Origin of the sequence: Nonomuraea sp. NPDC050478, assembly GCF_044458265.1 — a bacterium.
Lineage (GTDB): Bacteria > Actinomycetota > Actinomycetes > Streptosporangiales > Streptosporangiaceae > Nonomuraea > Nonomuraea ferruginea.
In genome coordinates this window covers 255,523-277,435 of the sequence record NZ_JBITHT010000008.1, presented here as the reverse complement: position 1 = coordinate 277,435, position 21,913 = coordinate 255,523, and the positions used below count along the sequence as shown (strand labels likewise).

Annotated in this window: 21 protein-coding genes; 12 read left to right on the top strand and 9 right to left on the bottom strand. The window is 72.6% G+C overall.

Translation table 11 applies throughout. The annotated features are described in order from the left end of the window. The first annotated feature begins 55 nt into the window (after positions 1-55). The 11 genes from glmU (at position 56) to ACIBF7_RS37015 (ending at position 11,193) form a co-directional block, all read left to right on the top strand. The gene (gene glmU, locus ACIBF7_RS37065) at positions 56-1,507 is read left to right on the top strand and encodes a bifunctional UDP-N-acetylglucosamine diphosphorylase/glucosamine-1-phosphate N-acetyltransferase GlmU (protein ID WP_397199220.1); all 1,452 of its coding nucleotides are present in this window, start codon (positions 56-58) and stop codon (positions 1,505-1,507) included. Then, on the top strand, positions 1,504-2,481 hold the full coding sequence (locus tag ACIBF7_RS37060; protein ID WP_148029108.1) for a ribose-phosphate diphosphokinase: 978 nt from the start codon (positions 1,504-1,506) through the stop codon (positions 2,479-2,481). The genes glmU and ACIBF7_RS37060 overlap by 4 nt, the downstream gene beginning before the upstream one ends. A gap of 144 nt (positions 2,482-2,625) precedes the next feature. Continuing rightward, positions 2,626-3,234, top strand: a complete 609-nt coding sequence (locus ACIBF7_RS37055; protein WP_397199219.1) for a 50S ribosomal protein L25/general stress protein Ctc — start codon at positions 2,626-2,628, stop codon at positions 3,232-3,234. Between the two features lie 61 nt (positions 3,235-3,295). Next, positions 3,296-3,880, top strand: a complete 585-nt coding sequence (gene pth, locus ACIBF7_RS37050; protein WP_148029110.1) for an aminoacyl-tRNA hydrolase — start codon at positions 3,296-3,298, stop codon at positions 3,878-3,880. Positions 3,881-4,084: 204 nt separating this feature from the next. After that, complete coding sequence (locus ACIBF7_RS37045) at positions 4,085-5,437, top strand: sugar transferase (RefSeq protein ID WP_148034255.1); 1,353 nt, start codon at positions 4,085-4,087, stop codon at positions 5,435-5,437. Next, positions 5,437-6,201 carry a 3'(2'),5'-bisphosphate nucleotidase CysQ gene (locus ACIBF7_RS37040; protein WP_397199218.1) on the top strand — a complete coding sequence of 255 codons (765 nt, stop codon included), beginning with the start codon at positions 5,437-5,439 and terminating at the stop codon, positions 6,199-6,201. The genes ACIBF7_RS37045 and ACIBF7_RS37040 overlap by 1 nt, the downstream gene beginning before the upstream one ends. A gap of 20 nt (positions 6,202-6,221) precedes the next feature. Further along, entirely contained in the window at positions 6,222-7,136 is a 915-nt protein-coding gene (gene cysD, locus ACIBF7_RS37035; protein WP_148029112.1) for a sulfate adenylyltransferase subunit CysD, read from the top strand. Next, positions 7,136-8,398: a sulfate adenylyltransferase subunit CysN gene (gene cysN, locus ACIBF7_RS37030; RefSeq protein WP_148029113.1), complete on the top strand. Its 1,263-nt coding sequence runs from the start codon at positions 7,136-7,138 to the stop codon at positions 8,396-8,398. The genes cysD and cysN overlap by 1 nt, the downstream gene beginning before the upstream one ends. A gap of 154 nt (positions 8,399-8,552) precedes the next feature. Further along, positions 8,553-9,443, top strand: a complete 891-nt coding sequence (locus tag ACIBF7_RS37025) for a sulfotransferase (protein ID WP_271279213.1) — start codon at positions 8,553-8,555, stop codon at positions 9,441-9,443. Then, positions 9,440-10,351, top strand: a complete 912-nt coding sequence (locus ACIBF7_RS37020; protein ID WP_397199217.1) for a glycosyltransferase family 2 protein — start codon at positions 9,440-9,442, stop codon at positions 10,349-10,351. The genes ACIBF7_RS37025 and ACIBF7_RS37020 overlap by 4 nt, the downstream gene beginning before the upstream one ends. Beyond that, on the top strand, positions 10,348-11,193 hold the full coding sequence (locus ACIBF7_RS37015) for a WecB/TagA/CpsF family glycosyltransferase (protein WP_364234539.1): 846 nt from the start codon (positions 10,348-10,350) through the stop codon (positions 11,191-11,193). Before ACIBF7_RS37020 ends, ACIBF7_RS37015 begins: the two co-directional genes overlap by 4 nt. A gap of 12 nt (positions 11,194-11,205) precedes the next feature. On the opposite strand, the gene ACIBF7_RS37010 is transcribed toward ACIBF7_RS37015, so the two are convergent. From ACIBF7_RS37010 to ACIBF7_RS36985, 6 genes are read right to left on the bottom strand one after another with little or no spacing between them, the layout of a single operon-like run. Further along, positions 11,206-12,123 carry a sulfotransferase gene (locus tag ACIBF7_RS37010; protein WP_148029117.1) on the bottom strand — a complete coding sequence of 306 codons (918 nt, stop codon included), beginning with the start codon at positions 12,121-12,123 and terminating at the stop codon, positions 11,206-11,208. After that, positions 12,120-13,379 (bottom strand): lipopolysaccharide biosynthesis protein, encoded by a 1,260-nt coding sequence (locus ACIBF7_RS37005; RefSeq protein WP_397199215.1) that lies wholly within the window; start codon positions 13,377-13,379, stop codon positions 12,120-12,122. The genes ACIBF7_RS37010 and ACIBF7_RS37005 overlap by 4 nt, the downstream gene beginning before the upstream one ends. Further along, positions 13,367-14,170 (bottom strand): sulfotransferase domain-containing protein, encoded by an 804-nt coding sequence (locus ACIBF7_RS37000; protein ID WP_219544107.1) that lies wholly within the window; start codon positions 14,168-14,170, stop codon positions 13,367-13,369. The genes ACIBF7_RS37005 and ACIBF7_RS37000 overlap by 13 nt, the downstream gene beginning before the upstream one ends. Before the next feature lie 47 nt (positions 14,171-14,217). Continuing rightward, positions 14,218-15,117, bottom strand: coding sequence for a hypothetical protein (locus tag ACIBF7_RS36995; protein ID WP_397199214.1), 900 nt, complete (start codon positions 15,115-15,117; stop codon positions 14,218-14,220). Next, positions 15,114-16,382, bottom strand: coding sequence for a hypothetical protein (locus ACIBF7_RS36990; protein ID WP_271279219.1), 1,269 nt, complete (start codon positions 16,380-16,382; stop codon positions 15,114-15,116). Before ACIBF7_RS36990 ends, ACIBF7_RS36995 begins: the two co-directional genes overlap by 4 nt. Continuing rightward, positions 16,379-17,692 (bottom strand): Wzz/FepE/Etk N-terminal domain-containing protein, encoded by a 1,314-nt coding sequence (locus ACIBF7_RS36985; RefSeq protein WP_397199213.1) that lies wholly within the window; start codon positions 17,690-17,692, stop codon positions 16,379-16,381. The genes ACIBF7_RS36990 and ACIBF7_RS36985 overlap by 4 nt, the downstream gene beginning before the upstream one ends. 343 nt (positions 17,693-18,035) lie before the next feature. On the opposite strand from ACIBF7_RS36985, the gene ACIBF7_RS36980 reads away from it, so the two are divergent. After that, the gene (locus tag ACIBF7_RS36980; RefSeq protein WP_271279224.1) at positions 18,036-19,070 is read left to right on the top strand and encodes a glycoside hydrolase family 26 protein; all 1,035 of its coding nucleotides are present in this window, start codon (positions 18,036-18,038) and stop codon (positions 19,068-19,070) included. Here the strand turns inward: ACIBF7_RS36980 and ACIBF7_RS36975 are convergent. From ACIBF7_RS36975 to ACIBF7_RS36965, 3 genes are all read right to left on the bottom strand, one after another. Further along, a complete protein-coding gene (locus tag ACIBF7_RS36975; protein WP_148029123.1) occupies positions 19,015-19,896 on the bottom strand; it encodes a sulfite exporter TauE/SafE family protein in 882 nt (293 codons plus the stop codon). The genes ACIBF7_RS36980 and ACIBF7_RS36975 overlap by 56 nt on opposite strands. Then, positions 19,893-21,101: an adenylyl-sulfate kinase gene (gene cysC, locus ACIBF7_RS36970; RefSeq protein ID WP_397199212.1), complete on the bottom strand. Its 1,209-nt coding sequence runs from the start codon at positions 21,099-21,101 to the stop codon at positions 19,893-19,895. Before cysC ends, ACIBF7_RS36975 begins: the two co-directional genes overlap by 4 nt. Before the next feature lie 66 nt (positions 21,102-21,167). Beyond that, positions 21,168-21,884: a class I SAM-dependent methyltransferase gene (locus ACIBF7_RS36965; RefSeq protein WP_364234555.1), complete on the bottom strand. Its 717-nt coding sequence runs from the start codon at positions 21,882-21,884 to the stop codon at positions 21,168-21,170. Positions 21,885-21,913: the final 29 nt, after the last annotated feature.

Sequence of the window (21,913 nt, the reverse complement as noted above, 5' to 3'; positions counted from 1 at the left end):
GGTGCGGTAGCCGCGCCTTTGCCCTGATCAATCAATCCACAGGGAGCCTCAGTCCGTGAGTGTGCCGCGCCCGGCAGCAGTCATCGTCCTCGCCGCGGGCGAGGGCACCCGGATGAAGAGCCAGACCCCGAAGGTCCTGCACGAGCTGTGCGGCCGGGCCCTGGTCGACCACATGCTCGCCGCCGCCCGTGACCTCGGCCCCGAGCGGCTCGTCGTCGTCATCGGCCACGCGCTCGAACGCGTCGGCGGCCACCTCGCCCGGACCAGCCCCGACGCCCGCGCCGTCGTCCAGCGCGAGCAGCGCGGCACCGGCCACGCCGTCCGCACCGTCCTGGAGGAGGTCGGCACGATCTCCGGCACGGTCCTGGTCACGTACGGGGACGTCCCGCTGCTCCGCGCCGAGACCATGGCCGAGCTGCTGGAGCGGCACGAGTCCGACGGCAACGCGGTCACCGTGCTCACCGCCGAGGTCCCCGACCCCACCGGCTACGGCCGCATCGTGCGCGACGCGGACGGCGCCGTCATGGAGATCGTCGAGGAGAAGGACGCGAGCCCGGAGCAGCGCGCGATCAGGGAGATGAACTCCGGCATCTACGCCTTCGACGGCGAGCTGCTGGCCGACGCCGTCAAGCGGGTCTCCACCGACAACGCCCAGGGCGAGGAGTACCTCACCGACGTGCTGGCGATCCTGCGCGGCGACGGCCACCGGGTGGGCGCCTGCACCGTCGCCGACCACACCGAGGTCGAGGGCGTCAACGACCGCGTCCAGCTCGCCTTCGCCCGCAAGGTGCTCAACCGGCGGCTGCTGGAGCGCCACATGCGCGCCGGCGTCACCGTCGTCGACCCCGACACCACCTGGGTCGACGTGGACGTCGTGATCGAGCCCGACGCCGTCATCCACCCCGGCACCCAGCTCCACGGCCGCACCGTCGTCGAGGCCGGCGCCGAGGTCGGCCCCGCGACCACGCTGACCGCCACCCGGGTCGGCGCCGGCGCCGTCGTGCGCAACGCCGTCGCCGACCAGGCCGAGATCGGCCCGGAGGCCAGCGTCGGCCCCTACTGCTACCTGCGCCCCGGCACGGTCCTCGGCCGCAGGTCCAAGGCCGGCACCTTCGTCGAGATGAAGAACTCCAAGGTCGGCGAGGGGTCCAAGGTGCCACACCTGACCTACGCCGGCGACGCCGACATCGGCGACGGCGCCAACATCGGCGCGGCCGTGGTCTTCGTCAACTACGACGGCGTCGAGAAACACCGCACCACGGTCGGCGACGGCGCCTTCGTGGGATGCGACACCATGCTCGTCGCCCCGGTGACGATCGGCGACGGCGCCTACACGGCGGCCGGCTCGGTCATCGACGGCGACGTGCCACCCGGGGCGATCGGGGTGGCGAGAGCGCGTCAGCGCAACATCGAGAAATGGGTCTTGCGCAGGCGCGCGGGCACGAAGTCGGCAGCGGCCGCGGAGCGGGCGCTGGCCGAGCAGCAACAGCGGGAGAATGGCTCATGACCAGCATCAAGCAGCCCGGAGAGAAGAACCTCATGCTCTTCTCCGGGCGAGCGCACCCGGCGCTGGCCGAGGAGATCGCCGAACACGTCGGCGTCTCCCTCACCCCCACCAAACTGACCGACTTCGCCAACGGCGAGATCTACGCCCGCTACCTCGAATCCGTACGAGGCTGCGACGCCTTCGTGATCCAGGCTCACACCGAGCCGATCAACCAGTGGATCATGGAACAGCTCATCATGGTCGACGCGCTCAAGCGGGCCTCCGCCAAGCGCATCACCGTGGTCATGCCGTTCTTCGGCTACGCCAGGCAGGACAAGAAGGGCCGCGGCCGCGAGCCCATCACCGCCCGGCTGATGGCCGACCTGTTCAAGACCGCCGGCGCCGACCGGCTCATGTCGATCGACCTGCACACCTCGCAGATACAGGGCTTCTTCGACGGCCCGGTCGACCACCTGTTCGCCATGCCGGTGCTGGAGAGTCACCTGAAGAACCGGCTCGACCTGGCCAACACCACCGTGGTCTCGCCCGACACCGGCCGGGTGCGGCTCTCGGAGCGCTGGGCCGACACGCTCGGCACCCCGCTGGCCTTCATCCACAAGCGCCGCGACCTCGACGTGGCCAACTCGGTGAAGGTCAACGAGGTCGTCGGCAAGGTGCGCGGCCGCACCTGCGTGCTGATCGACGACATGATCGACACCGCCGGCACCATCTGCAAGGCCTCCGACGCCCTCTACGAGCAGGGCGCCACCAACGTGATCGTCGCCGCTACCCACGCGGTCTTCTCCGACCCCGCGGTCGACCGGCTGAAGAACTCCCGCATCTCCGAGGTCATCGTCACCAACACGCTGCCCCTGCCGCAGGAGAAGCAGTTCGACAAGCTGACCGTCCTGTCGATCGCGCCGCTCATCGCCCGCGCCATCACCGAGATCTTCACCGACGGCTCGGTGACCAGCCTGTTCGAGGGCGACTCCTAGCCTCCGGCGGCGGGCCCGGCAGCCGACGCTGACGGAGCCCGCCGCGCGACGCTATAGACTGACCAGGTTGCGCTCGTAACGCCTTCCGCTAGGGCGGGTGAGGGGGAGCGCAGTAATCCGATCTCTGCATCCCTAGGAGATGTCGTGTCTGAAGTCCGTATCGCCGCCGAGCCGCGCACCGTGTTCGGCAAGGGCGCCGCCCGCAAGATCCGCCGTGACAACAAGGTGCCCGCCGTCCTCTACGGGCACGGCATCGAGCCCAAGCACCTCACGCTGCCCGGCCACGAGGTCCTCCTCGCGCTGCGCACCGCCAACGTGCTGATCCGCCTGGAGGGCGACGGCGTCAACGAGCTGGCGCTGCCCAAGGGCGTCCAGCGCGACCCGATCAAGGGCTTCGTCGAGCACGTCGACCTGCTCCTGGTCAAGCGCGGCGAGAAGGTCACCGTCGAGATCCCGGTCAACACGGTCGGCGTCGTCAACCCCGAGGGCCTGCTCGACCTGCAGTTCACCACGCTGTCGGTCGAGGCCGAGGCCACCAACATCCCGACCGGCGTCGAGGTCGACGTCGAGGGCCTGGAGGTCGGCGCCTCGATCACCGCCGCCCAGATTCAGCTCCCGGAGGGCGCCTCGCTCAAGGAGGCCGACCCGGAGACCGTGATCGTCCAGGTGATCGCCAAGCCGACCGAGGCCCCGGCCGAGGAAGAGGGCCCCGTGGTCGAGGAAGCGGCGACCGCCGAGGCCGCCGCCGAGTGACGTCCGGTGACGGGGCAGCGGGCCGTGCGCCCGCTGCCCCGTCCCGTTCTGAGAGGAACACATGGACCGCTGGCTGATCGTCGGGCTCGGCAACCCCGGTCCCGGCTACGCGGGCAACAGGCACAACGCGGGCTTCATGGTGCTCGACGAACTGGCCGCCCGGGCGGGCGGGCGGTTCAAGGCGCACAAGAGCCGGGCCGAGGCGCTGGAGACGCGGGCCGCCGTCCTGGCCAAGCCGCTGACGTACATGAACCTTTCCGGCGGGCCGGTCAAGGCGCTCGCGGACTTCTACAAGATCGGGCCTGACCGGCTCATCGTGGTGCACGACGAGCTCGACGTGCCGTACGGCGCGCTCCGCGCCAAGCTGGGCGGCGGCGACAACGGCCACAACGGACTCAAGTCCATCACCAAGAGCCTCGGCACCCGCGACTACCTGCGGGTCCGGTTCGGCATCGGGCGCCCGCCCGGCCGCATGGACCCCGCCGCCTTCGTGCTGAAGGACTTCGCCACCGCCGAGCGCAAGGACCTGCCCTTCCTCGTCGACCGGGCGGCCGACGTGGCCGAGTCGCTGATGGAACGCGGGCTCGAAGCCACCCAGAACGACTTCCACCGGTCAGATCTCAAGATTTCCGGCCCTCCTCGCTGATCCCCGCATAGAGACGTTCGCGGGCGGCGCCCCTCACCCACCGCTACGATCTGGTGACTATGTGTCAACTATCGGTCACGGGGAGGGCGCGTGCGTGAGGGATCTCGTGGCGAAGGGCTGGCCGTCGTCGAAGCCGGCCCTTCCCTCGCCTGGCCTGCGGGGCCCAGGCGGCCCACCTGGGTGCGCGGCTACCAGATCCGCGCCATGGCCGCCGACCTGCTCGCCGCCTGCCTGGCCGCCACCGCCGCCTTCTGCTGCAGGTTCGGCGACGTCACCGCCTACGCGCTGCCGTACCTTCTGCTCAGCGCGGTGCTGCCGGCGGTGTGGGTGTGCGCGGTCGCGCTCAACCGGGCGTACGAGCCGCGCATGATCGGCATCGGCTCCGAGGAGTTCCAGAGAATCGTGCGGTGCGGCGTCGGGCTCACCGCGGCCCTCGCCGTCGGCTCGTACCTCACCAAGGCCGACGTCGCCCGCGGCTACGTGGTGCTCGCGCTGCCGCTGGTCACCCTGCTGACGCTCGGGTTCCGGTACGCGCTGCGCCGGAGTCTGCACCGGCGCAGGGCCGGAGGCGCCTGCATGCGCAGGGTCCTGGCCGTGGGCCACGGGCCGTCGATCGACGAGCTGGTGCGGCTGTTCCGGCTGGAGCGCCACCACGGGCTGGACGTGGTGGCGGCCTGCCTGCCCGACGGCGCGTCGCCCGGCGGCGTGACCCAGGTGCCCGTGGCCGGCCACTTCAGCGACGTGCCGCTCGTCGTCGACCAGGTGCAGGCCGACACCGTGGCCGTGCTCGCCTGCCCCGAGATGGACGGTGTGGCGCTGCGCCGGCTGGCCTGGCGGCTGGAGGCGACCCACACCGAGCTGGTGGTGGCCCCGGCGCTGATGGACGTCGCCGGGCCGCGCACCACGATCAGGCCCGCGGCAGGGCTGCCGCTGCTGCACGTCGAGCACCCCCAACTGGCCGGCGCCCGCCAGCTCGTCAAGAACGTGTTCGACCGCCTGGTGGCCGCCTCGCTGCTGGTGCTGCTTTCCCCGCTGCTGGCCGGGCTGGCGATCGCGGTGCGCGCGACCAGCCCGGGGCGGGCGCTGTTCCGCCAGACGCGGGTGGGGCGCGACGGCCGGCTCTTCACCATCCTGAAGTTCCGCACCATGCGGCGCGGGTCGGAGCGGCAGAAGCTCACGCTGGTCAGCGACGGCGACGGCCCGCTGTTCAAGGTCCGCCACGACCCCCGGGTGACCCCGCTCGGCGTCTACCTGCGCCGCTACTCGCTCGACGAGCTGCCCCAGCTCATCAACGTGCTGCTCGGCCACATGTCGCTGGTCGGGCCGCGTCCGCCGCTGCCCGAGGAGGTGGCGCGCTACGGTGACGACGTGCGCAGGAGGCTGCTCGTCCGCCCGGGGCTGACCGGGCTCTGGCAGGTGAAGGGCCGGTCCGACCTGTCCTGGGAGGAATCCGTCCGACTGGACCTGCGTTACGTGGAGAACTGGTCGCTCACGCTCGATCTCCAGATCCTGTGGAAGACTTGGTCGGCCGTCGCACGTGGGCAAGGAGCATATTGATGACGAATCGCGACGACCACACCGTCGCAGCCGATCTGGCGACCGAGGCGGGAGCTCTCCTGCTGGCGGTCCGCGAGCGCGAGGGGTTCGGCGACCCCGGCGCGCTGCGCGCGAAGGGCGACAGGGCCGCCCACGAGTTCCTGATGGAGGCGCTGGCCCGGCTCAGGCCCGACGACAGCGTCCTGTCGGAGGAGGCCACCCGTGAGGAGCGGCTCGACCCGCGCAGGCTGAGCGCCGACCGGGTGTGGATCGTCGACCCGCTCGACGGCACCCGCGAGTTCTCCGAGGAGGGCCGCGCCGACTGGGCCGTGCACGTCGCGCTGTGGGAGCGGGGCCGGCTGGCGGCCGGCGCCGTCGCCCTGCCCGCCCAGGGCCGCACGCTGACCACGGCCGAGCCGCCCAAGCTGCCCGCCGCCCCCGAGGGCCGCTTCCGCATCGCGGTGAGCCGCACCCGCCCGCCGGAGTTCGTGCGGCGGCTGGCCGACCGCGTCGGCGCAGACCTGGTGCCCATCGGATCGGCGGGCGCGAAGATCTCCGCCGTGCTGACCGGAGAGGTCGAGGCCTACGTGCACGCCGGCGGCCAGTACGAGTGGGACTCCGCCGCGCCGGTGGCCGTCGCGCTCGCCGCCGGGGCGCACGCCAGCCGCATCGACGGCACGCCCCCGGTCTATAACCAAGCCGACCCCTCACTACCCGATATCCTGGTTTCCCTACCCGACTTGGCGCGATCACTGCTCGCCGGGATCCGGGACCTGCACCGCTGAACCGCCGGAGGAAGACCCTCATGCTCCAGCGCGACTACACGACGTCGCAGCTCGACGTACTCGAAGCCGAGGCCATGCACATCATGCGCGAGGTGGCGGCCGAATTCGAGCGACCCTGTCTGCTCTTCTCCGGCGGTAAAGACTCGATCGTCATGCTACGCATCGCCGAGAAGGCGTTCTGGCCCGCGCCCATCCCGTTCCCGCTGATGCACGTCGACACGGGCCACAACTTCGAGGAAGTGATCGAGTTCCGCGACCGGCGGGCCGCCGAGCTCGGCGCCCGCCTCGTCGTGGCGAGCGTCCAGGACGCCATCGACAGCGGGCGGGTCACCGAGGACACCGGCAGGCGGGCCTCCCGCAACCGGATCCAGACCGTCCCCCTGCTCGACGCCATCGAGGAGCACGAGTTCGACGCCGTCTTCGGCGGCGCCCGGCGCGACGAGGAGAAGGCCAGGGCCAAGGAGCGGGTGTTCTCCTTCCGCGACGACTTCGGCCAGTGGGACCCGAAGAGCCAGCGCCCCGAGCTGTGGAACCTCTACAACGCCCGCATCCGCAGGGGCGAGCACATCCGGGTCTTCCCGCTGTCCAACTGGACCGAGCTCGACGTCTGGGACTACATCCGGCGTGAGGGCATCGAGATCCCCTCCATCTACTTCGCCCACACGCGCAAGGTCTTCGAGCGCGACGGCATGCTGCTGCCCGACAGCGACGTGGTCCAGCGCGGCGACGACGAGCCGCTCTTCGAGGCCGTCGTACGCTACCGCACCGTAGGCGACATGACCTGCACGGGCGCCGTGCAGTCGAAGGCCGCCACGGTCGAGGAGATCATCGAGGAGATCGCGGTCACCCGGATCACCGAGCGCGGGGCCACCAGGGCCGACGACCGCGCCTCGGAGGCCGCCATGGAGGACCGCAAGCGGGAGGGCTACTTCTAATGGACATTCTTCGCTTTGCCACTGCGGGGAGCGTCGACGACGGCAAGTCCACCCTGATCGGGCGGCTCCTGTTCGACTCCAAGGCGATCTTCGAGGACCAGCTCGAAGCCGTCGAGCGCACCTCCCGCGACCGCGGCACCGAATACACCGACCTGTCGCTGCTCACCGACGGCCTGCGCGCCGAGCGGGAGCAGGGCATCACCATCGACGTGGCCTACCGTTACTTCGCGACGCCGCGCCGCAAGTTCATCATCGCCGACACCCCGGGTCACATCCAGTACACCCGCAACATGGTGACCGGCGCCTCCACCGCCGACCTGGCGATCATCCTGATCGACGCCCGCAAGGGTCTGCTGGAGCAGTCGCGCCGCCACGCCTTCCTGGCCTCGCTGCTGCGGGTGCCCCACCTGGTCCTCGCGGTCAACAAGATGGACCTCGTCGGCTACTCCGAGGACCGCTTCGAGGAGATCCGCGAGGAGTTCACCGCCTTCGCCTCGAAGCTCAACGTGGGCGACCTGACGTTCATCCCCATCTCGGCGCTGCACGGCGACAACGTGGTGTCCCGCTCCGAGAACATGCCCTGGTACCAGGGCTCCTCGCTGCTCCACCACCTGGAGAACGTGCACATCGCCTCCGACCGCAACCTGGTCGACGTGCGCTTCCCGGTGCAGTACGTGATCCGTCCGCAGAAGGCCACCGACCACGCCTTCCATGACTACCGCGGCTACGCCGGCCAGGTGGCCGGCGGCGTGCTCAAGCCCGGCGACGAGGTCGTCCACCTGCCGTCCGGGCTCACCACCCGGATCGCCGCCATCGACACCTTCGACGGGCCGGTGGAGGAGGCGTTCCCGCCCATGTCGGTGACGCTGCGCTTCGAGGACGACCTCGACATCTCGCGCGGCGACATGATCGCCCGGCCCAACAACCAGCCACAGGTCGCCCAGGACCTGGAGGCGATGATCTGCTGGATGGGCGACGGGGCGAAGCTGGCGCCGCGCTCCAAGTTCGCCATCAAGCACACCACCCGCACCGCCCGCGCGCTGGTGCGCGACCTGCAGTACCGCCTCGACGTCAACACGCTCCACCGTGACGAGGAGGCCACCTCGCTGGGTCTCAACGAGATCGGCCGCGTCACGCTGCGGGTCACCCAGCCGCTGTTCGTCGACGACTACGGGCGCAACCGCCTCACCGGCGGCTTCATCCTGATCGACGAGTCCACCAACGGCACGGTCGGCGCCGGCATGATCATCGACTCCCGCTGACCTTCACGTCGCGCCGACACGGCGGCCCGGGCCTTCCGCCGAAGGCCCGGGCTTTCTGTCGCGGTGGGTAGATCCTTTTTACGTTTCGCGATCGTACGATTACTCTCCGCGCTAGAGTCTCCACGTTCCGTGTCCGCGAGGTGGAGCTCCGTCCGTGACCCCACGTGTGATCTTCCTGGGCGGCCTCGGCCGCAGTGGCACCACCCTGCTCGAACGCCTGCTCGGCGAGCTGCCCGGGGTGGCGCCGCTCGGTGAGGTGGTGCACCTGTGGGAGCGGGGTGTGCTGGCCGGTGAGCCGTGCGGGTGCGGGAGGGCGTTCCCGGCCTGCCCGTTCTGGCGGCAGGTGGGGGAGAAGGCCTTCGGGGGGTGGACTCCCGGGCTGGCCGGGCGGGTGATGGCGCTGCGCCGCCGGGTCGACCGCACGCGCCGGCTCGGCCGCGCCCACGCCGACCTCCCCGAGTACGTCCGGGCCTACCGCCTGCTCTACGAGGCCGCGGCCGGCGTCGCGGGAGCCGGTCTGGTGGTCGACTCCAGCAAGCATGCCTCGCTCGCGTACTGCCTGCTCGAAGGCGGGCTGGACCCGCACATCGTCCAGGTCGTGCGCGAGCCGCGCGCCGTCGCCCACTCCTGGGGCAGGACTGTCGAGCGCCCGGAGAACGGCAGGCCGATGACCCGCTGGGGTCCCGTGCGCACCGCCGTCCACTGGACGGCCCAGAACCTCGCCCTGGAGCTGCTCGCCCGCCGTGGCGCCCGCGTCACCCGGATCCGCTACGAGGACCTGGTGGCGGCGCCCGGCGACACGCTCGGGGCGCTGGCCGGCGAGCTGGGGCTGCCGCCGTCCCGGCTGCCCTTCCTGCACGGCACCACCGCCCACCTGACCACCGCCCACACGGCGTCCGGCAACCCGATGCGGTTCGGGGCGGGGCCGATCGAGCTCTCCCGCGACGACACCTGGCGCCACGGGCTGCCGCGCCGCCGCCAGAGCCTGGTCGCCGCCCTCACCTGGCCGCTCAGAGCCCGCTACGGGTACGGGAGCGCGACATGACCCGGCAGACCGGTTCTTCGAGGGGTCCGTCGGTCGGTGTCGTGATCTGCACCCGGGGCGACCGGAGTGAGTGGTTGCGGGAGGCCGTCCGGGGGGTGCTGGCGCAGGACTACGCGGGGGCGTGCGACGTGGTGGTGGTCGCGGACGGGGTCGACGTCCGCGTGGTGGAGGACCAGGTGGCGGGGCTGCCGGTGCGCGTCCTGCCCAACCGGCTCAGCCCCGGGCTGCCCGGGGCGCGCAACACCGGGATCGCCGCGTGCGGCAGCGACCTGGTCGCCTTCTGCGACGACGACGACGTGTGGCTGCCGGGCAAGCTGACCGCCCAGGTGGCGGCGATGGACGCCGGGGCGTGGTTCGCGAGCTGCGGGATCGAGGTCGAGTACGGCGGGCGGGTGGTGCCCAGGCAGACCGGGACCGAGACGGTGACGGCGGCCGACCTGGTGAGGTCGCGGATGGTCATGGTGCACTCCTCGACGTTCCTCTTCAGGCGCGGGGTGATCTGGGTGGACGAGAGCGCGCCCGGCGGCCAGAACGAGGACTGGGACCTCGCCCTGCGCGCCGCCAAGAGCCGCCCGATCGCCTGCGCCGACCGGCCGCTGGTCCGCGTCCGCTGGGGCGGCTCCCACTACGCCTCCCGCTGGTCCGACCGGATCGCCGGGCTGGAGTGGATGCTGGCCCGCCATCCCGAGCTGACCGGCGACTCCCGCGGCGCCGCCCGGGTCTACGGCCAGTTGGCCTTCGCTCACGCCGCGCTGCGCCGCCGCCGCGCCGCCGCCCGCTGGGCCGCCCGCACCTGGGCCGCCCGCCCCGCCGAACCCCGCGCCCTGCTGGCCCTGGCCGTCGCCGCCGGTCTCCTGCCGGCCTCCGCGGTCCTCTCCCTTCTTCACCGGCGAGGACGTGGCATTTGACCGCCCAGACCCGGTCCCGTACGCCGGAGACCCTGAAGACCCGTGCCCACGGAGCGGCGCCGCCTCGTGCGCCGAGGGTGGTCGTGGGCGGGGTGGGGATCGACCCCGTCGGCGAGGACGAGGTCGTGGCGTGGGTGGCCGGCGAGCTGGCGGCGGGGCGCGGAGGGCGGATCGTGACGCCCAACGTGGACATCTGCCGGGCCGTGCGACGGGATCCGGGGCTCGCCGAGCTCGTGGCGGGGGCCGACGTGGTGGTGGCCGACGGGATGCCGCTGGTGTGGGCGGCCCGGCTGCGCGGGACGCCGCTGCCGGGGCGGGTGACGGGAGCGGATCTGATCTGGTCGTTGAGCGCGATGGCGGCGCGCGCCGGCTGGCCGGTCTACCTGCTGGGCGGGCCGCCGGGAGTGGCCGAGGCGGCGGCCGGGGAACTGGCGCGGCGCTGTCCCGGCCTGGAGGTGCGCGGGGTGGACGCGCCGCCGTACGGGTTCGACCGGACGGCGGAGGGACGGGAGCGGGTGCGGCGGAAGGTCGTGGCGGCGCGGCCGGCGATCGTGTTCGCCGGCTTCGGGTTCCCCCGGCAGGACCTGCTCATCGCCGAGCTGCGGCGCGACCTGCCCGAGGCGTGGTTCCTGGGGTGCGGGGCGGCCATCGGGTTCGCGGCCGGGACGGTGTCGCGCGCGCCCGCCTGGATGCGCCGCCGAGGGCTGGAATGGCTGCACCGGCTCATGACCGAGCCCCGGCGGCTGGCCAGGCGCTACCTGGTGGACGACCTGCCCTTCGCCGCGCGCCTGCTCGCCACGAGCGCGCTGCGCCGCTGCCTGCCGCGCGGACGGCGCGCGTAGCGGCCGGGCGACTCAAGCTCGGACGGTGGTCGTCTCCGGGCCGGTCAGCTCCCGGACGCGGGCGATCTCCGCCTCGGTGAGGCCGCGGGAGCCGGAGCGGGCGGCGAGGCGGGAGTCCATGGGACGGTACGCCGTGCGCGAGAGACCCGACCAGGCGAAGCCGCCGGCGGGCGGGCCGCCGCCGGTGCACGCCTGGACGATCCGGCGTTCGGCGGCGGGGCTCCAGCGCAGGCCGGCGTACCCGTACAGGTCGCGGAAGCCCGGCACCGGGTCGGCGGCCAGGTCGTCGTAGGAGGTCACCAGGATGCCGGGGACGCGTGACAGGATCGTGCGCGTCACCCGCCACAGCGCCGCCGCCTTGGCCACCCGGTCCTGAGAGCCGACCAGGGCGCGCAGGCGCAGCACCTCGGGGTGGTCGCGGACGAGCAGCGGTTGTTCGAGCAGTTCGTGGAAGTAGATCGTCCAGCCGAGCCGCTGCCAGCTCGCCACGAACGCCACCGGGTCGCGGACCAGGGCGATCACCCGGCACCCCAGCCGCTCGGCGAACCAGGCCGACGACAGCACCGCGAACGGGTCGTCCAGCAGCGCCCGCCGCCCCGTCAGCTGCCCGAGGGTGAACGCGGCACCGTACCGGACCATGCGCGCCAGATCGTACGGCGTGCGGTTGACCCGGAGTTCGGCGGCCCAGCCGTAGCGCAGGGCCACGGTGGCGCGGAAGGCGGGCAGCCAGGCGGCGGAGTTGTCGTCGCAGATGTACTGGAAGCGGTGCGAGACCCGGGCGCGCAGGACTCCGGGGCAGCGGCCCGGCGGGTGCTGCGGGTTGAGCGGCTCGTTCACGTAGACCAGCTCACCGCCGGCCGCCAGCATCTTGCCCGTCCAGCTCGTCCCGCTCCTGGGCAGCCCGGTGACCAGCACGGGCGGGCCGCTCACGCCGCCGCCCAGGTGCGCGGGCGGAGCGCGGCCAGGCTGTGGCGGCCGAACGGGCGCAGGCCGTAGCGGTGGTGGAGCTGCCAGAGCGGCAGCGCGTTCTTGACCAGCACGCCGCCCGCCCAGCCGATCGCCGCCCCCAGCGCGCCGTGAGAGGGGATCAGCGCCAGGTCCAGCGCGAGTGTGCAGGTGACGGCGGCGGTGAGGTTGAGCAGGCTGGCGGTGGTGTGTCCGGCCGCGGTGAGCACCACGTCGACCATGCCGCACCCCGTCGCCGCCATCATCGTGGCCGCCAGCACCAGCGCCACCGGCACCGCCGAGGCGTAGCCGGGACCGAAGACGCGCAGCAGCCACGGCGCCAGCACGGCGTACCCGAGCCAGATCGGCCAGGTCGCCAGCACCAGCCACATGGTCGTCACCTGGTAGAGCTCCCTGACCCTGGACAGGTCGCCGTCGGCCAGCGCCTTCACCAGGCGGGGCTGGGCCGCCTGCGCGAGGCCCTGGCCGGCGAGCTGGCCGACGACCTTGAACCGGGTGGCGGCGGTGTAGACGGCGGCCTGGACCGGGCCGCCGAGCGCGGCCACGATCACGATGTCGAGCCGCTGGAACACCGCCTGGATCGCGCCCGCCGCCGACCGGGGCGCGGTGTGCCGCCACAGGTCGCGTGCCGTTCCCGGCAGGTAGGGGGTGCGCGGCGCCCGGCCGCGCAGGGCGAGCGCCGCCAGCGCCACGACGGGCAGGTACGGGAGCGCCCAGGCGAGGGGGAGCGAGGCGCCGGAGAGCCCGGCCATGGCCGCGGCCGAGACCAGGGCGAGCTGGGAGAGCGGCAGCAGCACCCCGTCCAGCAGCACCGTCGGGCGCATCGAGCCGAAGCCCCGGCAGGCGGCGAGCAGCACGTCGGCCACGGCGATGGCGGGCGGCACGAGCGCGAGCACGCCGAGCACCGGCCACAGCAGGAGGCCGGTGGCGGTCGCGACGACCGCCACCGGCACCAAAGCCGCCCTGACATATCCCGAAACGCCGTGATATCCGTAGGTCTCGGCGCGGGCGATGAAGAACACCAGCCCGTTCCCCGCGTCCAGCTTCGCGACCCCGGCCACCATCAGCGCCAGCGCGATCGAGGTGAAGAACGCCCCGGCGACCTCCACCGGATAGGCCCTGGTCACCACCACGACCAGGAGGAACTGCGCCAGCGCCCCCACCGCCGCCCCGGTGACCCCGGCCAGCCCGCCCCGGGCGACCCGTCTCAGCGCCGCCACGACGGCTCACCGCCCAGCCAGCGGACCAACCTCCGGTCGTGCTCCTCGAACCCGTCCATGAGCTCCCGCCGCAGCGAGTCGGGCAGCTGCTTGGGCCGCGGCCGCCAGTTGTGCCGGGAGAAGCCCGGGTAACCGAACCGCGCCACGCCGAGGAAACGCAGCAGCCGGTCGTAGACGGGCTCGGGCTCGGCGAAGAACCGGTGGCTGTCGATCACCATGATCCGCTCCCGCCCGAACAGCGGCTCCAGCCGTTCGAGCTGGTCGGCGTAGCGGCCGCGGGCCAGGTAGGCGAGGTGGCGGTGGGCGTGGTGCACGGCGTGCGGGCCGGTCCGCAGCAGCTCCTCGGCCCCGGCCACCCGCTCCTCCTCCAGCTCCAGCGCCCGCTCGAAGCTCTCCTCGGTCTCGAACCCGCGGGCCAGTTCGTGCGCGTGCGCGGAGCAGGCCCGCTCGACCGGGTCGCGCACCAGCACGATCAGCTTCACCCCTGGCAGATCGGCGGCGATGCGCTCGGCCGCCAGCGGGTGGAACAGGTAGTAGGGCGACGACTCGAACGCCTGCGGAAGCCCGCCGAACCGGCGGGTGAGCAGCGCCGTGCCGACCTTCAGCGGGAAGTGCGCCCGGTACCACTGCAGCCCGCGCCAGTAGTCGGTGTCGAAGTAGTGCACGCCCTTGCGCAGCACCGGCTTGTAGAGCAGCGGATGCTGCGCGAGCGCCCGGTACATCGAGGTCGTGCCGCACCGCTGGGCGCCCATGATGAGGAACGACGGCAGGATCCGCGCGGCGGAGGTCATCCGCCCGGTGGTCCTGGACACGGACAGCGCCGTCTGCTTCGCGGTCTTCACAGCAGGGCCTCCTGATAGTCGACGAGGGGGTTCAGCCAGTGGCCCGGCGGGCCGAGCGGCTCGTGGCCGTCGGCGGCGTGCCGGTCGGCCAGCGCGATCAGGTAGCGCAGCGCCGTCTGCCTGGCCTGCGCCGCCGACAGACCGAGCGGGGCCAGCGTCCGCCCCGACCGGGCCAGGCAGGCACGCGCCGCCGTGGCCGGGTCCATGCGCCGCAGCGCCCGCTGGAAGAGGTGGTGCAGGGCGTCGAACCCGTACGGGACGCCGGTCTCGTACCGTTCCCAGTCCCACACGAGCAGCCGCCCGTCACCGGAGGGCGCGAGGTTCCACGGTGAGAGGTCGCCGTGCCAGGCGTGCCCGCCGGCGTCGCCGGTGGCCGCGATCTCCTCGACCGCGCGGGTCAGCAGCGAGGCGGGCACCCGCCCCCGGCGCACCGGCAGCGGCGACAGCGCCAGCACGGTGAGACCGTGCCAGCTCCCGTGGTGGAGCACCGAGGGCACGACGACGGTCTTCAGCGCCCGGCCGGCGAGCCGGTCCAGCGCGGCGGCCTCGTTGGCGACCAGGGCGCGGCTCCGCGCGGTGTCGCCGATCTTCACGTACGCGATCCGCTCGCCCTCGCGGTACGCCTCCAGCACCGGCTTGCGGTTGGCCCGGCGCGCGGGCCGTACGTGCACCACGGTCTCCACCGGTGCGCCGAACACCTCGCCCAGATGCTCGGCGATCGACCCGTGCGTGGGCAGCGCGAGCGGCCGGCCCGGATGCCACCAGCGGCGCGGCGCCAGCCGGCGCGGCAGCCGGGCGTGCGGCAGCAGGGTGTAGGCGCGCTGCCCGCCGGGACCGGGGTAGAGCAGGTCGATCGTGCCGGCCAGGTAGATCAGCCGGATCCGGGCGTCGTTCATGAGGTGTTCCTCCACAGCAGCGCGAACGAGATCGCGTAGAGGCTCAGCGGCGTGACCAGGCCGTCGTAGACGAGCATGTAGAAGAGGACCAGGCACATCACCAGCACCCCGGCCAGCCCGATCGGCGAGCGGTCGGCCCAGTGGCGGCGGATCGCCCCGGCGAAGAACGCCACGTAGAGCACCGCCCCGGTGAGCCCCTGCGAGATCAGCAGCAGCCAGAGCTGACCGTCGCTGCCCAGCGGCGGGTGGCCGCAGCCGGGGCACCACGAGGTCTTCCCGGTGGTGATCGAACGATGGCTGCCCATGGCGCGCCGGGTGTTGCCGTAGCCGATGACGGGGGAGTGGCCCGTCGCCGCGACGGTGGCCGAGACGGTGAAGGCCCGGATGTCGTTGGAGTGCGGGCTGTCCAGCCGCTTCGCCACCAGGGGAGCGAGCGGGCTGAGCACGAACGCCAGCGCCGCGGCGGCCGTCACCGCGCAGAGCGCCATCCGGGTCCGGCCCCCCACCCGCAGGGCGAGATAGAACACGGCCAGCCCGAGCGCGATCCACAGCCCCCGGTTGAGCGAGTAGACGATCGGCACGGCCGCCACCGCCACCAGCGCCACGGCCAGCATCCGGCGGCGGCGCGAACCGTACACCCACCAGCCGACCACGAACCAGATGAGCAGCACCGACAGGTTGCCGCCCCAGGCGTTCGCCCACTCGAAGGGCGCCTCCGGCCTGGGAAGCGCGTGGCCGAGCACCTTCTGCGTCTGCCCGGCGGTCGGATGGACGAGGTTCTGCACGAACGGGTGCTCGGAGATCCAGTCGGGCAGCACCAGCTCCAGCGGGGAGGTGAAAGAGAGGCCGGGCACGAACACGCCGAGCAGCCCGCCCGCCACCGCCGTGAGGAACAGCACGCCGAGCATCCGCACCAGCCGCAGCTGCGGCAGCTCCCGCTCGGTGAGGTTGCCCAGGTAGACCACCAGGATCAGGGCCGCCACGTACAGCGCCAGGCGCATCCCGTAGCCGATCAGCCGGCCCGCGCCCAACTCGCCATAGGTGCCGGGCGGCATCTCGTCCAGCATCAGGCCGCTCAGCAGGTAGCCGGCGATCAGCAGCACCCACAGCCCGAACCCGGGCGGCACCCTGACCGGCCTGCGCCGCCACAGGATGACCGCCATGGGCACGGCCAGCACGACCACCGACAGCCCGCCGAACCCCAGCGCCCACCAGAGCGGGTAGCCGAGCAGCAGCGCCGCGACGGGCCATGCGGGTCCTCTCACGTCGCCGAGCCGGGGGGCCGCCGCATCGGGTGCATGGGCGCGGTGGTCCTGGCGCCGATGCCCGTCTCGATCTCGCCGCTGGCGACGAGCTTGCCGAGCGAGGTGTGCTGGCCGCGCGGCGCCCGGACGGGCTCGGGCGTCAGATCCGTCGTGGTGACCGCGCCGATGATGGGCACGCTCTGCCTGCTGAGCAGCCGTACGGTGGACGCCACGTCGGAGGCGTCGGCCCCGTCGAGGCCGATCAGCAGGAGCGCCGCGTCCGCTCGGGCCAGGTCGCCCACGTCGGTGCCGTCGAGCACGGCCAGCGGCACGTTCGCGGCCAGCGGCACGGCCACCGGCGTGCCGCCGAGCGCCGGGGGGACCGCCTTGACCAGCAGCCGCTTGCCGGGGCACGAGGCGAGCACGGCCGAAGACAGCTCGTGCAGCGCGCCGTGGTCGAGCGGGCGGGTCACGTCGGCCAGCACGGGCAGCCCGGTCAGCCGTTCGACGTCGGCCGCCGTGCGCAGCCGGGTGTCGAGCCGGTCGCGCGCCTGCGCGGCGGCCGCCCCGATCAGCAGCCCGGCCATGAGCCCCGACCCGAGATGCAGCGGCAGGCTGGGCGAGCTGGGGTCCTGGGGAGGGGTGGCGGCGCTGATGACCTCTCCGGGCGTCACCGTGACCGTCTTGAGCGCGTCGTACTTCTGGGTCAGCACGGCGACCTGCCGGGAGAGCACGGTCTGCCGGAGCGCCGCGCGGGTGTGCTCGGGACCTCCTCTGGGCAGCGCGGGGAGCTCGCCTATGACCGTGGACAGGGCGGCGTTCGCCTGCCGCAGTTTGACGGCCACGAGCTGCTGCTGCGCCGCGATCTCCGCGCGCGCGCTGTCGGCGCGGTGTTCCAGGTAGGCCTGCGCGTACGCCCGTGACTGCAGCGCGGCGTCGCCGGGCTCGGCGGCGGTGACCGAGATCGTCAGCACCGACGAGTTGGGCGGGACGGACACCTCGACGGGTTCGAGGTCGGCGGTGCCCGCCTGCGCGGCGGCCCTGGTGGCGACCACCGCCGACTGGGCGATCTGCGCCTCGGTGTCGAGGTTGAGCTGCTCGCGCTGCCGGCTGGTCACCTGGTTGCCGGGCTCCGGGACGCCCACCGAGGTGACCAGCACGTAGGTGGTGGCCGTGTAGGCGGGCGGGGTGACGCGCATGATCGCCAGCCCCACGGTGCCGCCCGCGAGGAAGCATCCCAGGAACAGCAGCCAGCGCCGGCGGAGCAGGGCGAGATGGTCTCCCAGATCGGCGCCGGAACGGTGAACCGGACGGTCCGGCGGCAGGCTCATGAGGCGAGTCTCCCTGAAGTGTGTGCGGATAGTCGCTTACTGACGACTCTGCGTCACGCGCCGTGGTGTGCGCCCACTATAGGGGCGCGGGTTATCGGTCACGCGAGATCCGCAAGATTTTCTCTCGTACGGGCGCGGAATCGTACCTTTATAAAGCGATTTTTCGGCGTTTGTCGGGGCGGTCGGCGGGTGGGTTGAGCTGGGAGGAGTTCGGCTCTGGCTGAAGTTCCGGGAATGGCGTGGCAAGGTTCAGGTTTGATAGGGCGGGGGTCCTGGGAAAAAGGGGGCGACGATTGTGGCTCGACGGGTATTTCCGTATAGAGCAGCTTTCTCCGGATTGGCGGTGGGGCTGGCCGCCGTGCTCGCCGCCTGCTCGGCGGGGCCGGGCGGCGCCGTTCAGAAACCCGCCCGCGCAGGGAACCCCCCGCTCGTCGCCGACTCGCCCGACTGCGCGGTCACCGGCCGGCTGATCCCGTCATGCGGCGCCTGGTGGGGCATCGCCCCGGAGATCTTCACCGGGCTCGACGTGGTGGAGGCGGTGGCGAGCGCCGAGCGGCGGATGGCCGCGCCCGCCGACATCGTGCACGTCTACCACCGGGGCAAGGAGCTGTTCCCGAACGAGAAGGAGATCCGGCTCGCCCGCGATCCCGAGCACCCGCGGCTGCTGCTGATCAACTGGAAGCCGTCGCTCACCCACACCTGGGCCGAGGTCGCCGGCGGCGCCGTCGACGACCGGATCGACCGGCTGGCCGACCACCTCAGGCGGACGTTCCCCGAGCGGTTCTTCCTCACCATCCACCACGAGCCGGAGAACGACGTCGGCTCCGCGGCGGGCTCCGGCATGCGGGCCAAGGACTATGCGGCGATGTTCCGCCACGTGGTGCTCCGGCTGCGCCACAAGGGCGTCAAGAACGCGGTCACCGTCATGACCTACATGGGCGCCCCCAACTGGGCGGTCAAGCCGTGGTTCGAGGAGCTCTACCCGGGCGACGACGTGGTCGACTGGGTGGCCATGGACCCCTACGCCGACCACCGGGTGCAGGACTTCGGCTCCCTGGTGAACAAGACGCGCGCCGACTTCGACGAGTGGCCCGGCTTCTACCGGTGGATGCAGTGGCGCTTCCCCGGCAAGCCGGTCATGATCGCCGAGTGGGGGGTGTTCGAGCGGCCCGACGACCCGGCGTTCAAGCGGGCGTTCTTCGAGTCGGTGCGCCACCAGATCCGCCGCTACCCGCAGATCAAGGCCATGGTCTACTTCGACTCGCCGCACGCGCCGCGGGGCGACACCAGGTTCGACACCGCCGAGACGGCCGGCAAGGCGTTCACCGAGCTCGCGAGAGATCCGCACTTCCGCGCGACGCGCGTGCCGCGGCCCTGACCCGCAGGCGCCAGCCGACCACGATCACCACGGTGGCGACCGCCAGGGCGGCCAGCGTGATCATGTTGTCCACGTTCAGCAGCTTGAGCGCCGAGGCCAGCAGCACGATCGCCAGCATCGCCCTGATCAGGCCGCCCGGCGCGCGGGACGAGATCCGCGCGCCGAGATAGACGCCCGGGATCGAGCCGATCAGCAGCGAGACGGTCAGGTCGAACTGGAAGTCACCGAAGAGCAGGTGGCCGAGCGCGGCCGAGACGACCAGCGGCACGGCCTGGACGAGGTCGGTGCCGACGAGCTGGTTGGCCTTGAGCGCCGGGTAGAGGGCCATGAGCGCCACGATGATCAGCGAACCGGAGCCCACGGAGGAGACTCCCACGATCAATCCGCCTACCATACCGACCAGTACGGTCGGGATGGGGCGCACGCGGATCTCGTTCGCGCCCGCCGTGCCTCCCCTGTCGCCCATCAGCGTCTTGGCGGCCAGCCCCGCGACGGCCAGCAGCAGCGCCACCCCGAGCGCGTACTTGACCCCGTCGCCCACCGCCCACGCCCGCGCCAGGAACACCCCGCAGAACGCCGTCGGCACCGACCCCGCGCACAGCCACCAGACCAGCCGCAGGTTGACGGTGCCGTGACGGAGGTGGACGAAGCTGCCCACCGGCTTCATCACGGCCGAGGCCACCAGGTCGCTGGAGACCGCGGCCAGCGGCGGCACGTTGAAGAACAGCATCATCATCGGCGTCATGAGCGCGCCGCCGCCCATGCCGGTGAGCCCCACCACGATCGCCACCAGGAAGGACCCGACGATCAGCGGAAAGTCGATCATCGCACCCACCCTCCGGCGCGCAGCGTGCCCAGCACCCGCTCGACCGCGGCCTCGACCGAGACGTGCGTGGTGTCGACCACCAGCTCGGCGTCGTCGGGTTCCTCGTAGGGATCGGAGATGCCGGTGAACTCGGGGATCAGCCCGGCCCGCGCCTTGGCGTACAGGCCCTTGCGGTCGCGCCGCTCGCACTCCTCCAGCGGCGTGGCCACGTGCACGAGCAGGAAGTCGGCGCCGACCGACTCCACCATCTCCCGCACCTCGGCCCGGGTCGCCGCGTACGGGGCGATCGGGGCGCAGATGGCCAGGCCGCCGTGGCGGGCGGCCTCGGCGGCCACGAACCCGATGCGGCGGATGTTGAGGTCGCGGTCCTCCTTGGAGAACGACAGCCCTTTCGACAGCAGCCGCCGCACCACGTCGCCGTCGAGGTAGGTGACGGTCCGGGTGCCCAGCTCCAGCAGGGCGTCGCGGAGCCCGCGGGCGATCGTCGACTTGCCCGACCCGGACAGGCCTGTGAAGAACACCACCAGCCCGCGCCGGTGCGGCGGGCCGGGGATGCGCACCGGCTCGGGCCCCGCCAGGTGCTCGGCCGCGCCGTAGGCGGACGCGACGTGCTCGCGCAGCTCCAGGTCGATCTCGGGCTCCTCGCGCGGCGCCAGCGGCACCGGGACGACGAGCGTGCCCGCCGGCAGCCGGTCCCTGGCCCGCAGCGCCGCCCTGACCACGCCGGGGCCGTCCTCACCGTACGAGAGAGGCAGCAGCACGATCACCGCGCCGAGCTCCTTGGCGGTGGCCGCCACCTCGTCCAGGTCGTCCAGCGGGCCGCGCATCGTGACGGCCAGTGCGGGGCGCCCGCCCAGCTCGTCGCGTACCTGGGCGGGGGTGCGGTGCAGGCGGGCGAACGGGCCGTGCTCGGGCGCGCCCAGCCCCTTGACCGGCCCCGCGGCCAGCCCGTCGGGCCCGTGCTCGGTCACGGTGAGCGTGGCCAGCGGGACGCCCTCGGGGTCGAGCAGCGTCACCTCGCCGCCCGCGTCCTCGGGCAGGTGGAGCGTCACCGGCGCGGGCCAGGGGGTGCCGTCGGCGAGGGTGCCGCGCTCGTGCACCGCGTGCACGTCGTCATGGCCCAGGAACCCGGTCAGCGGCTGGAACGCCCCCGACAGCAGCAGTTCGAGATCGGCCAGCTCGCGCGGCTCCGGAGTCCACTCCACGGTGATTGATCCCAACTATCCCGACTGCAATGGTAGGCAACCCTACCCGCTGGCGCCGGGGAGATACTAGATGAGACGGGCGAAGTGGTAGTGCGGCTTCCTGATCACCATGGTGATCTCGTCGTGACTGGCGGGATAGCGGCCGCGCGTGAGCTGCGCCGTCACCGCCACCGCCGCCGACCCCACCCGGCCCATCGCCGGCCCGCTCGTCGCCCGCTCCTCGTCGGTGACCATCAGGCCCCGGGCGAGACAGTACGCGTGCATCCCGTCGGCCGAAGCCAGCGTCCCGTACCTGGCCGGCAGCGGCCCCGGGGTGCCCTCCGCGACCAGCCGCCGCCACAGCAGCCGCCGCACCCACGACGGGGTCAGCCGGTCGAGCAGCCCGTAGGCCGACTCGCGGTCACGCATCCGCAGCAGCACCAGCCCGCCCGGCCGCAACGCGTGCAGCAGCCGGTCGAACACCAGCTCCGCGTGCTGGATCCGCTCCAGGAGGAACGACAACTGGATCACGTCGTACGAGCGCGGCGGCAACGGCGCCGACCGCAGATCGCCCAGCGACCACGTCACCAGGTCGGCCCGCTCCTCCACCACCCGCCGGATCTCCGGCAGGTCCTCGTCGATCCCGGACACCCGGGTCTCGATCCGGTCCAGCACCAGCGGCTCGTCGTGCGCGCACCCGGCGACCAGCACGTCCAGCCGCCGGCCGAGCTGCCCCGCCCACTGCTCGCGGATCCGCTGACTGAACAGACCCCCACCCCGGGCCACCGCCCGCACCTCAGACATGTGACCCACAGTAATCACAGGAACGCCAA